Origin of the sequence: Glycomyces harbinensis (assembly GCF_900101745.1) — a bacterium.
GTDB lineage: Bacteria > Actinomycetota > Actinomycetes > Mycobacteriales > Micromonosporaceae > Glycomyces > Glycomyces harbinensis.
Window position 1 is genome coordinate 15,528 of sequence record NZ_FNAD01000019.1, and the last position, 18,210, is coordinate 33,737.

At 71.6% G+C, this 18,210-nt stretch carries 14 protein-coding genes; 3 read left to right on the plus strand and 11 right to left on the minus strand.

Annotated features, from left to right (window positions below; translation table 11 throughout):
• Nucleotides 1–408 (minus strand): hypothetical protein, encoded by a 408-nt coding sequence (locus tag BLQ63_RS23610; protein WP_091039997.1) that lies wholly within the window; start codon nucleotides 406–408, stop codon nucleotides 1–3.
• A 234-nt stretch (nucleotides 409–642) separates the two neighbouring features.
• Between BLQ63_RS23610 and BLQ63_RS23615 the strand changes: the two genes are divergently transcribed.
• Nucleotides 643–1,305, plus strand: coding sequence for an HNH endonuclease family protein (locus BLQ63_RS23615; RefSeq protein ID WP_091039998.1), 663 nt, complete (start codon nucleotides 643–645; stop codon nucleotides 1,303–1,305).
• Between the two features lie 52 nt (nucleotides 1,306–1,357).
• Here the strand turns inward: BLQ63_RS23615 and BLQ63_RS23620 are convergent, their stop codons facing one another.
• From BLQ63_RS23620 to cobA, 8 genes are all read right to left on the minus strand, one after another.
• On the minus strand, nucleotides 1,358–1,867 hold the full coding sequence (locus tag BLQ63_RS23620) for a DUF4190 domain-containing protein (protein WP_091039999.1): 510 nt from the start codon (nucleotides 1,865–1,867) through the stop codon (nucleotides 1,358–1,360).
• Nucleotides 1,868–1,876: 9 nt separating this feature from the next.
• A complete protein-coding gene (locus BLQ63_RS23625) occupies nucleotides 1,877–2,092 on the minus strand; it encodes a DivIVA domain-containing protein (protein WP_091040000.1) in 216 nt (71 codons plus the stop codon).
• Nucleotides 2,093–2,184: 92 nt separating this feature from the next.
• Nucleotides 2,185–4,368 (minus strand): transglutaminase domain-containing protein, encoded by a 2,184-nt coding sequence (locus tag BLQ63_RS23630; protein WP_091040001.1) that lies wholly within the window; start codon nucleotides 4,366–4,368, stop codon nucleotides 2,185–2,187.
• The gene (locus BLQ63_RS23635) at nucleotides 4,365–5,612 is read right to left on the minus strand and encodes a DUF58 domain-containing protein (RefSeq protein ID WP_091040002.1); all 1,248 of its coding nucleotides are present in this window, start codon (nucleotides 5,610–5,612) and stop codon (nucleotides 4,365–4,367) included. The genes BLQ63_RS23630 and BLQ63_RS23635 overlap by 4 nt, the downstream gene beginning before the upstream one ends.
• Entirely contained in the window at nucleotides 5,609–6,637 is a 1,029-nt protein-coding gene (locus BLQ63_RS23640) for an AAA family ATPase (protein WP_218125464.1), read from the minus strand. Before BLQ63_RS23640 ends, BLQ63_RS23635 begins: the two co-directional genes overlap by 4 nt.
• Before the next feature lie 12 nt (nucleotides 6,638–6,649).
• Nucleotides 6,650–9,280, minus strand: a complete 2,631-nt coding sequence (locus BLQ63_RS23645; RefSeq protein WP_091040004.1) for a fibronectin type III domain-containing protein — start codon at nucleotides 9,278–9,280, stop codon at nucleotides 6,650–6,652.
• 415 nt (nucleotides 9,281–9,695) lie between these two features.
• Nucleotides 9,696–10,787, minus strand: a complete 1,092-nt coding sequence (locus tag BLQ63_RS23650; RefSeq protein WP_091040005.1) for a hypothetical protein — start codon at nucleotides 10,785–10,787, stop codon at nucleotides 9,696–9,698.
• Nucleotides 10,788–11,015: 228 nt separating this feature from the next.
• Complete coding sequence (gene cobA / locus BLQ63_RS23655; RefSeq protein ID WP_245681070.1) at nucleotides 11,016–12,230, minus strand: uroporphyrinogen-III C-methyltransferase; 1,215 nt, start codon at nucleotides 12,228–12,230, stop codon at nucleotides 11,016–11,018.
• A gap of 249 nt (nucleotides 12,231–12,479) precedes the next feature.
• Between cobA and BLQ63_RS23660 the strand changes: the two genes are divergently transcribed.
• Nucleotides 12,480–14,657: a transglycosylase domain-containing protein gene (locus BLQ63_RS23660; protein ID WP_091040006.1), complete on the plus strand. Its 2,178-nt coding sequence runs from the start codon at nucleotides 12,480–12,482 to the stop codon at nucleotides 14,655–14,657.
• Here the strand turns inward: BLQ63_RS23660 and BLQ63_RS23665 are convergent.
• A complete protein-coding gene (locus BLQ63_RS23665) occupies nucleotides 14,614–15,465 on the minus strand; it encodes an SURF1 family cytochrome oxidase biogenesis protein (protein WP_245681074.1) in 852 nt (283 codons plus the stop codon). The genes BLQ63_RS23660 and BLQ63_RS23665 overlap by 44 nt on opposite strands.
• Nucleotides 15,466–15,503: 38 nt before the next feature.
• On the opposite strand from BLQ63_RS23665, the gene BLQ63_RS23670 reads away from it, so the two are divergent.
• Nucleotides 15,504–16,844, plus strand: a complete 1,341-nt coding sequence (locus tag BLQ63_RS23670) for a dipeptidase (protein ID WP_091040008.1) — start codon at nucleotides 15,504–15,506, stop codon at nucleotides 16,842–16,844.
• 63 nt (nucleotides 16,845–16,907) lie between these two features.
• On the opposite strand, the gene BLQ63_RS23675 is transcribed toward BLQ63_RS23670, so the two are convergent.
• Nucleotides 16,908–17,966: a M48 family metallopeptidase gene (locus tag BLQ63_RS23675; RefSeq protein WP_091040009.1), complete on the minus strand. Its 1,059-nt coding sequence runs from the start codon at nucleotides 17,964–17,966 to the stop codon at nucleotides 16,908–16,910.
• Nucleotides 17,967–18,210 lie beyond the last annotated feature (244 nt).

The window sequence follows — 18,210 nt, forward strand, 5'->3', positions numbered from 1 at the left end:
TCAGGCGGGCCTGACGGCGGCGGCGACGGTCTTGACGGCGTCGATCCCCTGCCGCTCGAACGGGTCCCGGACCTCGACCGCGAGGGACGGCGCCAGGAGCCGGGCGACCTCGCGGCCCGAGGCGAGGCCGTCGGCGCCGAACGGCTCGGCCTTCCAGTCGTCCCCGCGCTCGTGGTACTCCACGAGGAAGTCCCGCAGCGCGTCGAGGTCGGTGAGGCCGGCGCCGCGCAGCACCTGGACCTGGAGGTCGACGCGCCAGACGCCGGGGTCCACTTCGGTCTCCCAGACGCGCTGGACGAACTGCACCTCGCCCCATTCGAACTCGAAGTCCGAGGCCGCCCCCAGGCGGTCGGGCAGGTGGCCGATGGCCAGGCCGTCGAGGAGGGCTTCAGAACCGCTGATCGTCATGTCGAGATTGTACCCAGTTGCCCGCCTTCGCAATCGCAAGTCCGCGAGCCGGAATGTCCGCATTCCAACACTTGCGTAAGTTTGCCATGTCTCGTACGTAAAAGTTTGCCTTCGCCCCTTGCGTCAGGCTGACATCCCATGATTCGATGATTCCTGGTCGGCCGGAGCATTCGCGTCCGTCGATCTAATGGTCCCCCTGAGTCCGCAGCGATCCCTTCCCCCACAGGAGCATCCATGCAAGCAGCCAAGCGCGCCGCGAAGCGCGCCGTCGCACTCCTCGCGGCGGCCTCGGTCGCGGTCATCACGGTCCTCGTCCTCGATTCGGCTCCGGCCCAGGCGGTCCGGCCCCCGGGCATCCCCTCGACCGCCACGGCCTACACCGAACTGGCCGGGCTCACCGTCGCCGCCGAGTCCCACGGCGACTCCTACGACCGCGACCTCTTCCCGCACTGGTCGAGCGTCGGCGACGGCTGCACGGCCCGCCAGTACGTGCTCAAGCGCGACGGCACCGACGTCGAGACCGGCTCGGACTGCCAGCCCGACTCCGGCTCGTGGCAGTCGGACTTCGACAATTCCTGGACCTCCACGGTCTCCAACGCCACTATCGACCACGTCGTGGCGCTGTCGGAGGCCTGGGCCTCGGGCGCGTGGGCCTGGACCACCGCCGAGCGCGAGGCCTTCGCCAACGACGTCGACTCCCCGCAGCTGTGGGTCGCCACCACCTCGGCGAACAGCTCCAAGAGCGACTACGACCCGGCCGAGTGGATGCCCGTCGACACCGCCGGGCTGCGCTGCGACTACGTCAAGGCCTGGATCCACGTCAAGCACCTCTACGACCTGAGCGTGGACTCCGCCGAGGCCTCCGCGATGGAATCGCACCTCGACACCTACTGCTGAGCACGGCGAAACGGCGGCCGCCCCGAGTGGGGACGGCCGCCGTTCGCGTTCGTCAGTTGAGGCCGATCAGCGCGATCAGGCCGGCGAGCGCCGCGAACAGGCACGCCACAAGGCCCATCACGAGCCCGGTGATCGCGACGCCGCGGCCCGAGACGCCGCCCTGCGACGCGCGGATCTGCCGCGTCGCGAAGACCGCGAGCGACACCGAACCGATCCCGAAGAGCATGCCGAACATGAAGAACGCCACGCCCGTCCACGGGCTGAAGGCCGCCGAGACCAGTCCGACGAAGGCGCCGACGACGCCGCCGATGCCCGCCGCCAGCGAACCGATCGCCGGGCCGGAGAAGATCGGCCGCAGCCGCGGCTGCACCATGTAGTACCCGTCGATCATGACCGGCGCCGGGACGGGCTGCCAGACCGGATGTGCGGGGTAGGGGTGGTAATAAGGCGGGGGCGCCTGGTACTGCATGTACTGGCCCTGGACCTGCGGGGGGCCCTGCGGCGCCGCGTTCGGCGGGCCTGCGGGCTGCTGCGTGCTGGGGTACGGGTCCTGGGCGGTCACGCAACCAGACTAGCTGCCGCGCAGCGATCTCGCGACTTCGGCGAAGTACTCGTCGACCTCCCCCGTGTCATATCCGCGCATGGTCAGCTGGAAGCCGAGATTGGTCAGCGAATCGGGGTGTGGGGGCGCGCCGGCATCCGTTGCGGTGCGGATTCTGGCGACGGCACGGTCGACTTGGGCTCGGTCGTATCCGCGAAAACGGACAGAGAAGAAGGGGTTCTCCATACGTCACAGTCTGCCAGGTGATTGCCACGGACTGGGATCGCCCCACCTCAAGCGGCATTTGTATGGAATTGTCAAGCACGAAGCGGCACAAATCAAGTAAGGAAGCGTTTCCACCGTTTTACCTGGTGCCGGACGCTCCGCGGATAGGCCTCGGCCACCTGTGCCGCGGCGCGGGCGTCCTCCTCCGCGACCGCCCCCGGGGCGAAAGCCGCGGCGTTGACCAATCTGGGCAATACGCCGATGTCCGCTGCGAGGACCGCCAACCGGGCGGCGGCCTCCTCGGCGTTCGCGTGGCCCGGGACCTTCACGCCCGCGCGGGCCGCCTCGGACAGCACTTCGGCCCAGGCTCCGGCGACGCGTTCGGCGGGACTCCCCCGGCTGAGCCTGCGGCGGCGCCGCAGCGCCCTGCGGGCCTTCAACGCGAGCGGCACGCAGGCCAGCAGCAGCGCGGCCGCCGCGTACCAGACCCAGACCGGCAGACCCGAGTCCTCCTGGCCGGCCTCGTCGTTGAAGTCGCCGTCCTGCTCCAGCGCCTCATCGTTGAAGTCCTCGGCCTCGCCGCCGCCCCCGGACGCCTCCTCGGGGCTCGGCGTCTCCTCCTCCATCTGCTCGAGGGTGTCCTCGGGCGGCACGGGGACGGCGCCCGCGGCGGGCATGGGGTCGAAGCGGACCCACCCGACGCCGTCGAAGGCGATCTCGGGCCAGGCCAGGCCCTGCGCGGCCGTCACGGTGCTGGCGCCTTCAGGGACGTCGAAGCCGACGACGACGCGGCTGGGCAGCCCGATGAGGCGCGCGATGACGGCGTAGGCCGCGGCGAAGTGCTCCGAAGTGCCCCGCTGGCCGCCGGCGTCGACCGGGCTGGCGAGGAAGAACCCCAGGGCGGGCAGGTCGTGCCCCGAGGGGGCCTCGGGGTCGAACGCGTAGTGCTGGCCGAGGAAGTCCGCGAGGCCCTGGGCCTTCGCATAGGGCGTGTCGTACTCGGTGTTGATGTAGTCGGCGATCGTCGCCATGATCTCGGGGGTGCCCATCGGGACGGCGACCGTGGCCGCGTCCGAGAGGTCGGCCCGGGCGGTCTCGGCGGCGGCCGGATCGGTGTGCACCAGCGCGGAGTCGACGTGGAACTTCGAGCCGGTGGCGAGGCCGTCGGGCGTGAGCAGGCACCTCGTGTAGAGGTTGACGGCGATCGGCAGGTCGGTCACCGTCGCGGGGTCGGCGGCGGCGGGAACGAGCTTGCCGCCGAGCTCGATGATCTCGACGTCGGCGCTGTAGTCGGCCTCCCCCGCGCCGGGGATCACGGTCCCGGCGGTGCGGAAGTCGCCGGTGGCCTGCCAGGTGGTGCCGTCGTATTCGGTGAGGACGGCCAGGCGCATCCACGCGTCCGCGCTGGTGTCGGCGATGAACAGCTCCTGGTCGGGGTACTTGGCCCATTCGGCGATGCGCACGAGCGGGTTGAGGTCGATGTCGGTGAGCTGCGGGGGCTCGACGAACTCGCGGGGGTCGCCGGGGCTGGTGGTGACGAGCCGGGCGACGGCCGGGCCGAGGACGGCGACGGCCGCGACCAGCACGGTGGTCGTGACGACCGCGCCGATGAGGGCGGGGGTGCGCGAGGGCGCGGGCCCGTCGACCTGGGCGTCGCGGTCGGGGCGGCGCTCGGGCGGGGCGGCGGTGACCGCGAGCGCGGCGGCGGCCAGGACGCAGAACGCGACGGCGTACAGGGTCCCGGGGGCGGCGTTCGGGCCGACGAGGTAGAGCCCGGCGGCGTACAGCAGGGTCGGGGGCAGGCAGCCCAGGAGCGTGCGGCCGTAGCGGATCGCGAACTCGCAGGCGAGGGTCGCGGCGAGCCAGGAGAGGAAGACCGGGACGACGACGGTGTCCGGTGCGGGCTCGACCGGGATGAGCGCAGTCAGCGTGCGGGGCACGGCGTTGACGAGGGCGTCGACGATCTCGGTGCCCAGCGGGTCGGCGCCGTCGCTGGTGAGGACGATGGCGCCGAGGAGGTAGGCGGCCAGTCCGGTGGCGGAGGCGCTCGGCGCGAGGAACGCGGGCCGGTTGCGCAGCGCGAAGCCGATCGCGAAGGCCGCGAAGGCGGCCCCAACGACGAGGAGGGCGAGGAGCTGCCCGTGGTAGATGCGCCCGGCCACGGCGCCGGCGAGGGCGCACATGAGCGTGAGGCAGACCGCGACGGTGGCGACGCGCAGGCGGTAGCGGGCCCGCCTGGCGCGGCGGGGCGCGGGCGGGGTCCGCTCGATCAGCGGCGGGGGCAGGGTCTCGTTCACAGCCGGGTCCCGCCGTTGTTCCAGGCCGCGGCGAACTGCTCGCCGTCGGCGGCGCGGATGGTGGGCAGGCCGCCCGCGAGCGCGGCCGAGGTGGGGAGTCCGGTCGCGAGGTGGACGGCGATCACCGTCGGATAGGAGCGTTTGAGGGACGCGAGGCGGTCGGTGGGCGGCTCGGTCCCGGTGATCCACACGAGCGTGTCGCCGTAGCGGGCGGCGGTGAGGCGGGCGACGTAGACGTCGAGGCTGTCGGCGGCGTCGGGGTTGAGTTCGGCGAGGAGGTCGCCGTAGGAGTCGCGCCCGGCGCCGGAGACCTGGGCGCCGGAGGCGGGCACGAGGGCGGCGTGGTATTCGGCGCGGAAGCAGGCGGTGAGGATCGAGTAGGCGGCCTCGCAGGCGGCCTCGAAGGGCGGCGGGTCGGGCCAGCTGGCTGCGCGGTCGTCGATCGCGATGGCCACGGTCGGCAGCGAGGTGTCGAGGTGCTCCTTGACCATGAGCTTGCCGATGCGCGCGGAGGTGCGCCAGTGGACGTGGCGCAGTTCGTCCCCGATGACGTATTCGCGCAGCGCATGGAAGGTGAGCGAGCCTTGTTCGACCTTGTCGGCGGTCCCTTCGAGGGAGCGGGCGAGGCCGTCGGGGGTGCGTCCGAGCTGGTGGAGGCGCGGGTGGATCCACAGGCGCGCGGTCGGTCCGAAGTTCCCGGCGGTCGCGGCGAGGCCGAGGAGGTCGCGCTTGCCGATGCCGAGGGGCCCGGCGTCGACCACGCCGCGGCGCTCGGCGTTGACGGGGTAGCTCGCCCCGGCGCTCTTGCCGGGGCGCAGGCGCGCCAGCGGGACGGCGACCCGGCGGGTCTCGATGCCGGTCCCCCCGTAGGCGTCCACGGCCCGGGCGTTGACCGAGCGCCAGCGCCCGGTGTTGCGGACGGTGAGGCGGACCGTGGCGGTCTGGTCCACCGAGACGCGGTCGGGGACGACCTCGCGCTGGACCTCGAGTCGCGGCCTGGCGGCGATCACGGAGCCGGCGGCGACGCACGCGAGCGCGGCGGCCGCGCCGACGGCGGCGAGTTCGGGGTAGCCCCAGACCCAGCCCGCGGCCAGGAGCAGTGCGGCGGCGACGGCGAGGCCGACGCCGCGCCCGGTGACCGGCACCGCCAGGGCGAGGTTCCCGAGGCGTTCGGCGCGACCGGACGCCGCGGTCGGGTCGGCGGGGTCCGGCTCGGGCACGGTGGCCGGAGCGGCGTCGCTCATGCCGCCGAGGCGGGGAGCGGGACCGACACCTGCTCGAAGGCGTCGGCGACGACGCCGGCGCCGGTGGCCCCGCGCATGGCGGCGTCGGGGGCGAGCTGGATGCGGTGCGAGAACACCGGTCCGGCGAGGGCCTTCACGTCCTCGGGGATGATGTAGGTGCGGCCCTGGGACAGCGCGAACACGCTGGCGGCCCGGGTCAGGGCGATGAGCCCGCGCGGACTGACGCCGACGGCGGTCTGCGGGTGGTTGCGGGTCGCGTTCGCGAGCTGCACGAGGTAGGCGTACAGCGGCTCGGCGATGTAGACGTGCTTGGCCATCTCGGCCATCTGCGCGACGGTGTCGGTGTCGACCACGGACGGCAGGTGCTCGGGGCTGCGCTGGTGGGTGCCGCGCAGGACCTCGATCTCGGCGGCCTCGACGGGGTAGCCGACGGAGAGCTTGACGAGGAAGCGGTCGAGCTGGGCTTCGGGGAGCCGGTAGGTGCCGTCCATCTCGACGGGGTTCTGGGTCGCGACGACCAGGAACGGCTGGGGCACCGAGTGCGGGTTGCCGTCGACGGTGACGCGGCCTTCCTCCATGACCTCCAGGAGCGCTGACTGGGTCTTGGGGCTGGCCCGGTTGATCTCGTCGGCGATCACGATGTTGGCGAAGACCGGGCCGGGATGGAACTCGAAGGCCCCGCTGGCCTGGTTGAAGATCGTGACGCCCGAGACGTCGGAGGGCAGGAGGTCGGGCGTGAACTGGATGCGCCGCCACTGTCCGGAGACGGCGGCGGCGATCGCCCGGGCCAGCGTGGTCTTGCCGGTCCCGGGCACGTCTTCGAGGAGGATGTGGCCTTCGGCGAACATGGCGGTCAGCGCCAGGCGCACGACCTCCTGCTTGCCGAGCACGACGGTGTCGATCGCCGCGCCCAGCCGCTCGAAGGCGGTCGCGAACGATTCGGCCTGCGCGGCGCCCAGCGTGACCTGCTGCTGCTGCATGCTCCTAGGCACTCGCAGCGGGTGGGTCTGCTCGGTGTCGTGCATTCATCTCTCCTGCTAGCACTCCGGGAGGTCCCCGGTGGAGTTCTTCCCGACGCCGTCGATGTTGAACCAAACGAAGGGGATGTACGCGTTGGAAGCGTAGTCGATCTTCACCCATTTGTTCGAGGCGTCTTTGCCGGGGTGATAGTCGACCTCCTGGCCGCTCTCGGTTCCACGGGGCGGGATGCTCGCATCGCCGGTGGTCCAGCAGTACGCCTTGTAGCTGGTCGGAGTGTTGGTCGTGCCGATTGAGTTGCCGGACTGGCTGGGCTGCGAGTAGACACTGACCCCGTCGACCGAGTCGCAGTAGCCGGAAGGAGTGTCGTACCCCTCATCGCACCTGAAGTAGACCTTGCCGTTGATGGCCTTGGTCGAGGCGTTGTAGGTGGACGAGGTGGCCTCGCCCGCCGGGTTGGAGATCCGGATCTGGAAGGAGTAGCCCGTCGAGGCGTACAGGCCGGTCACCGCGAAGACGTCCGGGCAGCTGCCGGTCTGCTCGTTCACGCCGTCGCTCAGCAGCGTGCACTGCGCGTCGCTGCTGCCGCCGTCGTCGATGGCCAGGGTGAGGTTGATCTGGTTGGCCAGCGACTCGTGGTTCTGGATCTGGACCGTCGGCGCGCTCATGGTGTTCGAGGTGGTCTGCGCCGGTTCGGACTCGCCCGCCTCGTTCACGGCGGTGACCGAGACGCTCACCTGCTCGTTGTTGCCGAAGCCGGACAGGCTCGCCGTGGTGCCGCTGGGGACCTCCACGGTCTGCGTGCCGGCTCGCACGATGTACTTCTGGATGTCGCGGCCGTTGTTGGACGGCTGGCTCCAGGCCACGTCGATCGTGCCGGCGGCAGAGCCCGAGGTCTGGGCGATCAGATCGCCGGGCGCGTTGGGCACATTGAACGGCACGACCGAGGCCGACAAGGGCGAGGGCGCCGAAGCCGCGGCACCCGAAAGGGTCGTGACCTGGAAGGCGTACTGGACCCCGTATTCGAGCGAGCCGGCGGGGACGACCAACTCGGTCCCGTCGGACTGGCCCGCGACGGTTCGCTCGCCGTTGCCGGAGACCGACTCGACCTGGTAGCCGGAGACGTCGTTGCCCTGGCCGTCGGCCTCGTCCCACTTCACGGTGACGGTGCCGTCCGGGTTCGCGGTGGCCTCGACCGCGCCGACCGGGTCGGGGACGTCCGCGGAGGGCGTGATCGACGGCGAGGTCACGGTGTCGCCCGCGCCCTCGGCGTTGTGGGCGGTCACGGTGAAGGTGTACGGCGAGCCGTTGTCGAGGTCGCCGATCTCCAGGACGCGCTGGCTCGGGGAGATCTCCCAGGTCTCGCCCGCGCCCTCGACCACGTACTTGGTCAGCGCGGAGCCGTTGTTGGGCGCGGCGTCCCAGGAGAGGTTGATGAGGCCGTCGCCGACGGTGCCGTCGAGGTTGGTGACCGCGCCGGGCGGGCCGATCTCGGGGGCGGACTCGTCGTTGCCGTCCTCGTCGCCTTCGTCGCCGCCGGTCTCGTCCTCGGGCGGTGCGTCGCCGCCGAGGATGTCGTCGCGGTCCTTGTCGGCCTGGCGCGCGTTGCCGTCGGAGGAGACGACGACGGCCGCGTTCGTGTTGACCGCGTTCGCGAAGAGCGTGTCGCCGGTGTGGTAGAGCTCGACGGGGCCGTTGCCGGAGTCGATCTCGATCCGGTCGAGCTCGTTGCCGTCGAGGTCGTAGACCCAGACGAGCCCCGAGGCGCCGTCCGGGACGTAGATGCGCTGGTGGAATTCGACCGAGGCGCCGAGCAGGTTCGAGGCGCCCGCGGCGATGTCGAAGGTGCGGGTCTGGTCGTCGTTGACGGTGACGACCGAGGGCGGGTCGGTCACGGTGACCGAGGCGATGGTGCCCGGGCTGGTGTCGGCGGTCTCGGCCGGGCCGGCCAGCTCGATGTCGGTCTCGGAGCGGCGCCCGTCGGAGCGGATCGTCGTCATCTTCTTGACCGTGGAGTTGAGGACTGCCACGCCGTCGCCGAGGACGGTGAGCGCGAGCTCCTGGCGGGGCTCGGCGACGACCTCGGTGCCGAGGGCCTTCGCGCCGGATTCCCGCGGCTCGATCTGGACGATGGTGCCTTCGCGGGGAACGCCGATCCACAGCTTGCCGGCGGCGTCGAACGCGCCGCCGGTGAGGCCCGCGGGGAACTGGAGGGGGTCGCCGATCGCGGTGAGCGTGGACGGGTCGACCTGGTTGACCAGGCCCTGGGTCTGGTCGATGATGAACGCGCCCTCGTCGGCGAGCGCGAGGCGGACGCCTTCACCGGGGGCCGTCTCGGCCTCGCCGGTGAGTTCGAGGGTGGACAGGTCGATCGCGGAGACCTTGCCGGTGGCGATCTCCCGCAGCATGAGGTGGGAGTCGGTCTGCTCGACCTGGACGGCGTTGCCGGCGGCGTCCTCGAGTTCGAAGCGGACGTCGGTGGCGGCGGTGAGGCCGTTGACGCGGGCGAGTTCGCCGGCCGGGGTCGTCCACAGCCAGAGGCTGGCGTCCTCGCCCTGGTTCTCCCGGCTGAAGGCACCGGTGCCCAGGAGTGTGGCGACGAGGGCGCCGACGAGTACTACCGGCAGTCCGATCGCGATGAGCAGGCCCTTGACGTTGAGTCGCCGGGCGTCGACGTTGCGAGTGGTCATACGGGGGGTTCCTCTGCGGGATCAGCTTGTCCGGGCGTCGGCGGTTCGCGGACCCGCTGGGGGCGGGAGCGAGGATGCCGTTCGGGCCCTGGTCGGCGCCCGTGAGGACACCACACGGACCCGAGCCTAATTCGCGTGCGCAATAGGGACTAGGCTGCCACTGTCACAAGACGGTATCGGTCGCGGGTCTCCCGAAGTGGCGCAAGCCGGTCAGGTTACCGACACGTAGCGCCAGCCGCGGCCCGGACCGCCGCGGAGTCGGCGTGACGGCGCGTCGGCCGCGCCGCCCGCCCGGTGTTCGTTCAGTCGTTCTTCATGCAGTGTTCTCTCGTGCCGTGGCAGCGCGCTCCGCTCGTTCACCGTTCGCGAACGCCGCCGAGGCGGCACTGCCGACAACCGCTTTCAAGGGCCGGCGCTAGGCCGCTTCGCCGAGTTCGAGGACTCCCGCCCGGCGGGCGCGGGCGACTCCGGCCAGGGCCAGGATCTCCAGGGCCACGTGCGCTTCGGCGAGGTCGCCGGGCGTGTAGACCGGGCTGTCCATGCCGGCGAGCGCTTCGCGGATCGCCAGCTGGGACTGGGTGAGCTTCCCGGAGGCGGCGATCACCGGCAGGCCCAGGCCGCGCAGGTGCTGGGCGCCGTAGCGGGCGCCCGCGGCGTCGGCCGCGGCCAGGACCACGCCGTCGACCAGTTCGCGCACGAGCGGGTGCTCCAGGAGCGCGGAGGTCTCGGCTTGGAGGATGCCGTCGGCGATCTCCATGACCACGGCGTCGACGTCGTGCGCGGCGGCGTGGTGGTAGAGCGTCTGGGCGAGTTCGGCCAGTTCGGGGACGGGGACGCCCGCGGTGGTCGGGTAGCCGCCGTCGGTGAAGTCGGCGGCGACGACCGCCCCGGAGTCGCGGAACATCCAGGGGTCGCCGCCGGCGCCGGTGCCGGTGATCTTGATGCCGGCGACGCGGCGGCCCGCGCGGGACAGGCCGCGGATCACGGAGGCGGCGGTGGTGGACTTCCCGGCGTTCATGGAGGTCCCGACGACGCAGACCACGGGCGGGTGGTCGCCGAGTCCGAACGGGGCGAGCATGTTGAAGCGCCGCAGGTCGATCGGCACGCCTTCGCGGTCGGCGAGGACGCCGACGGGCTCCAGGCGGGTCGGGGGGCGCATGTCGCCGTGGCGTGAGAGGACTTCGCCGGCGACGCCGCCGGCGGCGACCAGGTCCACGGAGGTCCCGAGGACGTCGGGGATGCGGGACTCGTACTGGTCGGGCGCGTAGCGCTCGCCGAAGGCGAGGAGGACCTCGTCGCCCGGGTAGATGGCGGCCTTGCGGCCGGTGGCGAGCTCGAGCCAGTTGTGGTGGCCGATGGCGTCGACCCGTGCGACCAGGATATGGCCGGGTCGGGGCGCGCATTCGTCGACCAGGGTCAGGCCGGGCAGCGTCAGGTCGACGTTGCGGACCGCGTAGGCGACCTTGAGCCGCGAAGCGAGCTCGGCCGGGAACTCACGGATGCGCATGCACACTCCAAAAAGGACAAAAAGGGTCAGCGGGAGCGCCCGCCCGAATGGAAGTACACCGGTGGTACAGAAGGTGACCACGGTGGCAGACGCGGCGATCGCCGCGCTGTTGATGGACGAATATTACGGCCTGTGTTCGTCCTTGTAAAGAGTGGATTAGGTAAAACTGCGGCGGCATCGGAGTGAAACTCCGGCGCCGCCGCGAAATCGGGTCCTACCTGCGAATACTCACCGATCCCGGTCGGTCCTCGGGAGCGTTCGGGCGCGGGCGGCGACGTCGCCGATGACGATGACGGCCGGGTGGTGCGCTTCGGTGACGCCGAGGTCGGAAAGGACGCATTCGCGGACGGTCTGGTTCTTGGTGGTCGCATTCTCGACGATGCGGACGGCGGCGTCGGGGCTGCGGCCGCCGGCGATGAGCGCCTCGGCGATCGCGCCGCGGTTCTTGACGGCCATGAGCAGCACGACGGTGCCGTTCCCGGCGCCGAGCGCCTCCCAGTTGACCTTGCTCTGGGGCCCGGGCGGGACGTGGCCGGTGGCGACGGTGAAGTCGTGGACGACGCCGCGCTCGGTGACGGGGATGCCCGCGGCGGCGGGTCCGGCGATCGAGGAGGACAGGCCGGGGACGACCTCGACGGGCACGCCGGCCTCGACGCAGGCGTCGAGCTCTTCGGCGCCGCGGCCGAACACGAAGCCGTCGCCGCCCTTGAGGCGGACCACGAACTTGCCTTCGAGGGCGCGTTCGACCATGACGGCGTTGATCTGCTCCTGGGTGGTGTGGCGCCCGTAGGGGAGCTTCGCGGCGTCGACGATCTCGACGTCGTCGCCGAGCATGTCGAGCAGTTCCTGGGGGGCGAGGCGGTCGGAGACGACCACTTCGGCCCGGCGCAGCAGTTCGAGGCCGCGGAGGGTGATGAGGTCGGCGTCGCCGGGGCCGGCGCCGACGAGGGCGACGCCCGCCCGAGGGGCGGTGCGGGTGCGGGGCGCGTCGAGGTCGCCGGCGTGCAGGGCGGCGCCGATCGCGTCGCGGATCGAGGCGGCGCGGCGGGGGTCGCCGGAGGCGGAGACGGCCACGGAGACGCCGTCGAACGCGGTCTGGGCGAGGGTCCAGGCGTCGGAGGCCTCGGCGTCGTCGGCGCGGACGCACCAGGTGCGGGCGGCTTCGGCCTCGGCGGCGACGGCGGCGTTGACGGCGGGGTCGTCGGTCGCGGCGAGCACGAACCAGGCGTCGTCGCCGTCGCCGGAGCGCCACTCGCGCCGCTCCCACCGGAGCTCGCCGGCGGCGGCGTAGTCGGTGAGCGTGGTGGTCGCCTCGGGGGCGACGAGGCGGACGCGCGCGCCCGCGGCGAGCAGGCGGGGGACCCGGCGTCCGGCGATCGAGCCGCCGCCGACGACGAGCACCGTCTTGCCGCGCAAGCGCAGACCGACCTCGTAGACCGACACGTGTGCCTCCTCAGCACTCACCTCGGGCGCCGTCTGGAGAACCGGCGGCCCGTGAAACTGCGACAAGCGTAGGCAGGTTTCATCGCGGACATCTAACCGGCGCGTTGCGAGCCTGTTACGCGAAACCGGCGGTGCGGGACAGGCAGGAGTGATGTGAGCGCCTTTTGCATTCGGGCCCTTCATGAAAGCGATACCGGCCCACATGAGTTTTTTCACCTTGCGGCCGCGCATGTGACCTAGGCTGGATATATGCGCGATCGACCCCGCCAGCACCGTGTGCCCGGACTGTCCGCACACGGGAGCGACAGTCCCGGACCGCCCGCCGAGGGGGTATACGCCCTGTTGCGCACCAGTCTGCTCGCCGGACTGGCGATAGCCGCCCTGCTCTTTCCGCTGGCGGCGATGGCCGGCCTGAGCGCGAAGGCCGGGTTCAGCCAGATCGACACGCTCTCGGTCGAGGTCACCGAGACCGACCCGCCGCTGACCTCCTACGTCTACGCCTCCGACGGCGAGACGCTCATCAGCCTGTTCTACGACGAGTTCCGCCGCCACGTCACGCTGGACGAGGTCGCGCCGGTCATGCAGCAGGCCATGGTCGCCGCCGAGGACTCGCGCTTCTACGACCACAACGGCGTGGACTACCGGGGCATCGTGCGCGCCTTCGTCGCCAACAACAACTCCGGCGGGGTCGAGCAGGGCGCCTCGACCATCACCATGCAGTACGTGCGCGGCGCGCTCCAGCTCAACGCCGAGTCCATCGACGAGGTCATCGCCGCGACCGAGCAGACCGCGACGCGCAAGCTCACCGAGGCGCGCCTGGCGATGGCCGTCGAGGAGCAGCTCACCAAGGACGAGATCCTGGAGCGCTACCTCAACCAGGCCTACTTCGGGCACAACGCGTACGGGATCTTCGCCGCGGCGCAGGTCTACTTCTCCAAGCACCCCTCGGAGCTGAACCTCCAGGAGTCGGCGATGCTCGCCGGGCTCGTGCAGGCGCCCTCGGCCTACGACCCGATCAGCGCCGACGGCACCGACGCGCTCGACCGCCGCAACTGGGTGCTCGACCGGATGGTCGACATCGACTACCTGTCGCGCGGCGACGCCTCGGAGGTGCGCGGCCTGCCGATCGAGCTCGACGTCTCCGACCCTCCGAACTCGTGCATGGGCTCCGAGGGCTCCGCGGCCGAGTACGGGTTCTTCTGCGACTACTTCCGCCGCTGGTGGAGGGAGCAGGACGCCTTCGGGCCGACCCCGGCCGACCGCGAGCGGGAGCTGCGCCAGGGCGGGTACACGATCATCACCACGCTCGACCCCGAGATCCAGCAGATCGCCGACGACACCGTCAACGACGCGAAGGACGCCGACTCCAAGCTCGCGCACGGCGCGGTGGTGATGGAGCCCGGCACCGGGAGGGTGAAGGCCATGGGCCTGAACCGGGTCTTCTCGTACGACCAGAGCGACAACGGCCCGCACTCCAACCCGTCCTTCGACCGCAAGGGCAACTATCCGAACACCGTGAACCCGGTGCTCGGCGGCGGCTCGACGGGCGGCTACCAGGCCGGGTCGACGTTCAAGATCTTCACGATGCTCGCCGCGCTCGACGCGGGCTATCCGCTCGACTACAACATCAACTCCCCCAACCAGGTGCGCACGAGCTTCGTGTCCGCGACGACGGCGTGCGGCGGGAACTGGTGCCCGAAGAACAGTTCGGCGGCGATGGCGGGCAACCGCGACATGTGGTCGGGGTTCGGCATGTCGGTGAACACGTACTTCGCGCAGCTCATCGACCGCGTGGGCGCCGACAAGACCGTGGAGATGGCCGAGCGGATGGGCCTGCAGTGGCGCAGCGAGGGCGACGCGTACTACGCCTCGGAGGAGCGGCGCTCGGGCTGGGGGCCGTTCACGCTCGGCGTCTCCGACGTGCAGCCGATCGAGATGACCAACGTGTTCAACACGCTCGCCGCCGAAGGGGAGTACTGCGAGCCGATTCCGGCCATGCGGATCATCGACCCGAACGGCCAGGAGCTCGACGCGGCCACGCCGCGCTGCCACCAGGAGCTGGACGAGGACGTCGCCCGGGCCGCGACCGACGCGGGCCGGTGCGTCACCGACACCGCCCGGTCGGGCGCGCAGTGCGGGGCGTGGGGCACCTCGCCGGTCGTGGGCCAGCTGGCCGACCGGCCCGTCGCGGGCAAGTCCGGCACCACCGACGACGACCGGACCTCGTGGTTCCTGGGGTACACGCCCCAGTTGACGGTGGGCGCGTTCATGGCCGACCCGGACTACATCTTCAACTCGGTGGGCAAGTCGAACTCGACCGTCTCGAAGGAGACGGCCGGGACGATCTTCAGGGAGGCGCTGGAGGGCGAACCGGTGGAATCGTTCAAGGCCCCGTCGCGTCAGATCCAGTTCGAGGGGAAGGACTGAGGGCCGTCTCCGCGGATGTCGCAGCGGCCTCGCCGGTCTCCGGCGGGGCCGCTTCGCCGTCCGCGGGCTCTTCGCCTTCGGCGGCGGCTTCGGCGTCGAGCTCCTTGCGCTCGCGGCGCGCGAGCACGATCCAGCCGACCGGGACCATGGCCGCGAACAGCGCCCACTGGACGGCGTAGGAGTAGTTCTGCCAGTCCTTGAACGCGGGCGTCTCGAGGGCGGTGAGGCCCTCGGTCGGCTCGAGGTCGGCGATCCAGGCGGCGCGCAGCTCGTGGTCGAGGTGCGGCTGGAGCATGGTGTCGCTCAGCCGCCGCGACTCGAGGCGGCCGTCGGCCTCGGTGACCGAGCCGCCCTCGTCCTCGTACTCGTAGACGCGGCCGGTGACGGTGACCTCGCCGGAGGGCGGGGCCGGGTAGTCGGGGACCTCGCCGGTGCTCTCGGAGGCGACGAAGCCGCGGTCCACCAGGATCGCGGTGCCGTCGGACAGGACCAGGGGGGTGACGATCTCGAAGCCGTTGAGGCCGTTGTTGGTCTGGGCCCGCAAGACGGTCTCGCGCTCGGCGTCGTAGACGCCGGTGGCCTCCACGAGCGTCCACCGGACGTCGGGGTCGAGGGACTGCCCGGCCGGGAGGGTCTCGTCCACGGGGGCGGCCTCGCGGCTCTCGGCGATGACCTCGTTGGCGGCGGCGCGGCCGACCGCGCGGTCCCACTGCCACTGCGAGAGCAGCGCGCAGACGACCATGACGACCACGCCCGCCAGGGTCAGGCCCACCCAGCGCGGGGCGAGGACGAACCGGTATCGCTGCATCACGCGGCCGAGTCTAGACGGGCATAGGATTGCGCCTCATGAGCGATGTAGTGAATGCGGTGCGCGCCGCGATGCCCGCGGTGCGCGCCGACCTGGAGGCCCTCGTCGAGATCCCGGCGATCGCCTTCGAAGGACTCGACCACGAGCCGGTCCGTCGGGGCGCGAGCGCCGTCCAGCGCCTCCTCGAGGAGGCCGGCGCCGCCGAGACGCGGCAGCTCGTCCACGGTGCGGGGCAGCCGAGCGTGTACGCGCACTTCCCCGCGCCCGCGGGCCAGCCGACGGTGCTGCTGTACGCCCACCAGGACGTCCAGCCGGTCGGCGACGAGTCGCTGTGGGAGCAGCCGGACCCGTTCAAGGTGGTCGAGCGGGACGGGCGCCTGTACGGGCGCGGCGTCGCCGACGACAAGGCGGGGGTGATGGCGCACGTCGCCGCGCTACGCGCCTTCGGCGGGAAGCCGCCGGTGGGCGTGAAGCTCCTCATCGAGGGCGAGGAGGAGTTCGGCTCGCCGACCCTGGAGGGGCTGCTGCGCGACCACCGCGAGCTGTTGGCGGCCGACGTGGTCGTGATCGCCGACTCGACCAACTGGCGGACCGAGGTCCCGGCGCTGACCACGACCCTGCGCGGAGTCGTCAACGTGTACGTCGAGGTCGCGGTCCTCAAGGTCGCGGTGCACTCGGGAATCTTCGGCGGGCCGGTGCCCGACGCGCTCACCGCGCTCGCGCGCCTGGTCGCCACCATGCACGACGAGCACGGCGATGTGGCCGTGGAGGGCCTGGTCACGGGCAAGAGCAGCGACCTGGACTACGACGAGGCCGCGCTGCGCCACGAGGCGGGGATGCTGCCGGGCACCGAGTTCATCGGGACCGGGCGCCTGACCGAGCGCCTGTGGTCGAAGCCGACCGCGACGGTGCTCGGCATCGACGGGCCGGGGGCGGCGGAGTCGGCGAACGCGCTCCAGCCGACGGCGCGCGCGAAGGTCTCGTTCCGGCTCGCCGCGGGCGACTCGGCGGCGAACGCGCTCAAGGCGGTGCGGGCCCACTTCGAGGCGAACGCCCCGTGGGGTGCGACGGTGACGGTGACGCCCGAGGGCGGCCTGGGCGACCCGTGCGCGGTGGACACGACCGGGCCCGCCTACGACGCGGCGCGGGAGGCGTTCGCCGAGGCGTGGGACGGCACGGAGCCCGTGGAGATCGGCATCGGCGGTTCGATCCCGATGATCGCGACGTTCCAGGAGCTGTTCCCCGAGGCCGCGATCCTGGTCACGGGCGTGGAGGACCAGTACTCCAACCCGCACGGCCCCAACGAGTCCCTCGACATCGCGATGTTCGAGCGGGTCTGCGTGGCCGAGACGCTGCTGCTCCAGAAGCTCCGGCGCTAGCGACGAGAGAGGAACGGGGCCCGGCATCGAGCCGGGCCCCGTTCCTCGTTGTCAGGGTTGCCGTCAGGGACGGCCGCCGAGTTTGCGGATCAGTTTCGCGAGCGGGTCGCCGGAGGTCTCGAAGAGGTCCTTGTACGACTTCGCGGCGGCCTTGGCCTCGGCGGTGATCGACGCGTCGGCGTCGTCGTCGCGCTTGGGGTAGTCCCCAGCGAGGTAGTCGCGGTACTCGCCGTCGTCGATCCAGGTCTTCAGGGCCGCGGCGCGGGCGACGGCGAAGTCGTGGCTGCGCTGCTCCAGCAGCATGAGCTTGAGGAAGCTGTCGCGCAGGTCGCCGCCGGTCTCGAACTCCTTGGCCTGCTCCAGGAACGCCGCGGTGTCGACGTCGTGGAGGTCGCCGCCGCCGGCCATCTTCGCCATGAAGCGCACGGCCGCGGCCGGGTCCTGGACGGCCAGCGCGCCGGCCCGGTCGGCCGACAGCTCGGACTTGCGGCTCCACTCGTAGAGCGCGGCGGTGATGACGCGCAGGCCGACCACGCCGACGGGGATCCACGCGACCGAGGTGGTCAGGCGCAGCAGGACCATCAGGAGGGTCCGGTAGAGGCCGTGGCCGGAGAGGGCGTGGCCGAGTTCGTGGGCGAGGAGGAACTTCAGCTCGGTCTCGTCGAGGAGGTCGAGCGAGCCGGAGTTGATGACGATGACCGGCTTGTCGATGCCGATGCACATGCCGCCGAGGTCGGGGTTGCGGGTGACGTAGAGGTCGGGCAGGTCGGTGGCGTCCAGGGCCGCGCCGACGGCGAGGTAGGCGGCGTGGACGCGCGAGTACTGGTGGCGGTCGACGCGGATCGAGGAGCCGACGAGGCTCAGGCGCAGCGCCCGCTCGGAGATCGCGCCGGAGAACTTGCGCACGACGAGGTCGAAACCCTTCAGCTCCCGCAGGGCGACCAGCGCGCCGCGGTCGGCGGGGTGCTCCCAGGCCCGGGTCGATATGCCGCGCAGGTGGATCGGGCCGCGGGGGGTGTCGCGGACCTCCGCCACGCGGTTGTCGGCCTGCGCGTCCTCGCCGCCCGGGGTGTCCTCTTCCGGCGTCGATCCGTCTCCGGTGTTCGGCTGCTCGTCGCTCATGCCCGCTCCTCACGGTTGGATCTGGTGCAAGTGTGGCACGCCGACGCCAGGTGCGTTCGGTCCCGCGACCGGCAGGGCCGCAGCCGCTCCGGGTCCGCGACGCAGGGTGACCGGCCGGTAGGTGCCGGATTTCACCCTCGTTGTCCGCAAGGGGCCCAACCAGTCGGGACGCATAGCGGGCATTGCCGCCCACATAGGTCGAGGTAACGAATCGGCGTCAACCCCTCGCGCGGCGCTTGACACT

Coding starts and splice junctions, on each gene's coding strand:
- BLQ63_RS23610 (WP_091039997.1), bottom strand. CDS start 408: ATGACGATCAGCGGTTCTGAAGCCCTCCTCGACGGCCTGGCCATCGGC.
- BLQ63_RS23615 (WP_091039998.1), top strand. CDS start 643: ATGCAAGCAGCCAAGCGCGCCGCGAAGCGCGCCGTCGCACTCCTCGCG.
- BLQ63_RS23625 (WP_091040000.1), bottom strand. CDS start 2,092: ATGGAGAACCCCTTCTTCTCTGTCCGTTTTCGCGGATACGACCGAGCC.
- BLQ63_RS23635 (WP_091040002.1), bottom strand. CDS start 5,612: ATGAGCGACGCCGCTCCGGCCACCGTGCCCGAGCCGGACCCCGCCGAC.
- BLQ63_RS23640 (WP_218125464.1), bottom strand. CDS start 6,637: ATGCACGACACCGAGCAGACCCACCCGCTGCGAGTGCCTAGGAGCATG.
- BLQ63_RS23645 (WP_091040004.1), bottom strand. CDS start 9,280: ATGACCACTCGCAACGTCGACGCCCGGCGACTCAACGTCAAGGGCCTG.
- BLQ63_RS23650 (WP_091040005.1), bottom strand. CDS start 10,787: ATGCGCATCCGTGAGTTCCCGGCCGAGCTCGCTTCGCGGCTCAAGGTC.
- BLQ63_RS23660 (WP_091040006.1), top strand. CDS start 12,480: ATGCGCGATCGACCCCGCCAGCACCGTGTGCCCGGACTGTCCGCACAC.
- BLQ63_RS23665 (WP_245681074.1), bottom strand. CDS start 15,465: ATGCAGCGATACCGGTTCGTCCTCGCCCCGCGCTGGGTGGGCCTGACC.
- BLQ63_RS23670 (WP_091040008.1), top strand. CDS start 15,504: ATGAGCGATGTAGTGAATGCGGTGCGCGCCGCGATGCCCGCGGTGCGC.
- BLQ63_RS23675 (WP_091040009.1), bottom strand. CDS start 17,966: ATGAGCGACGAGCAGCCGAACACCGGAGACGGATCGACGCCGGAAGAG.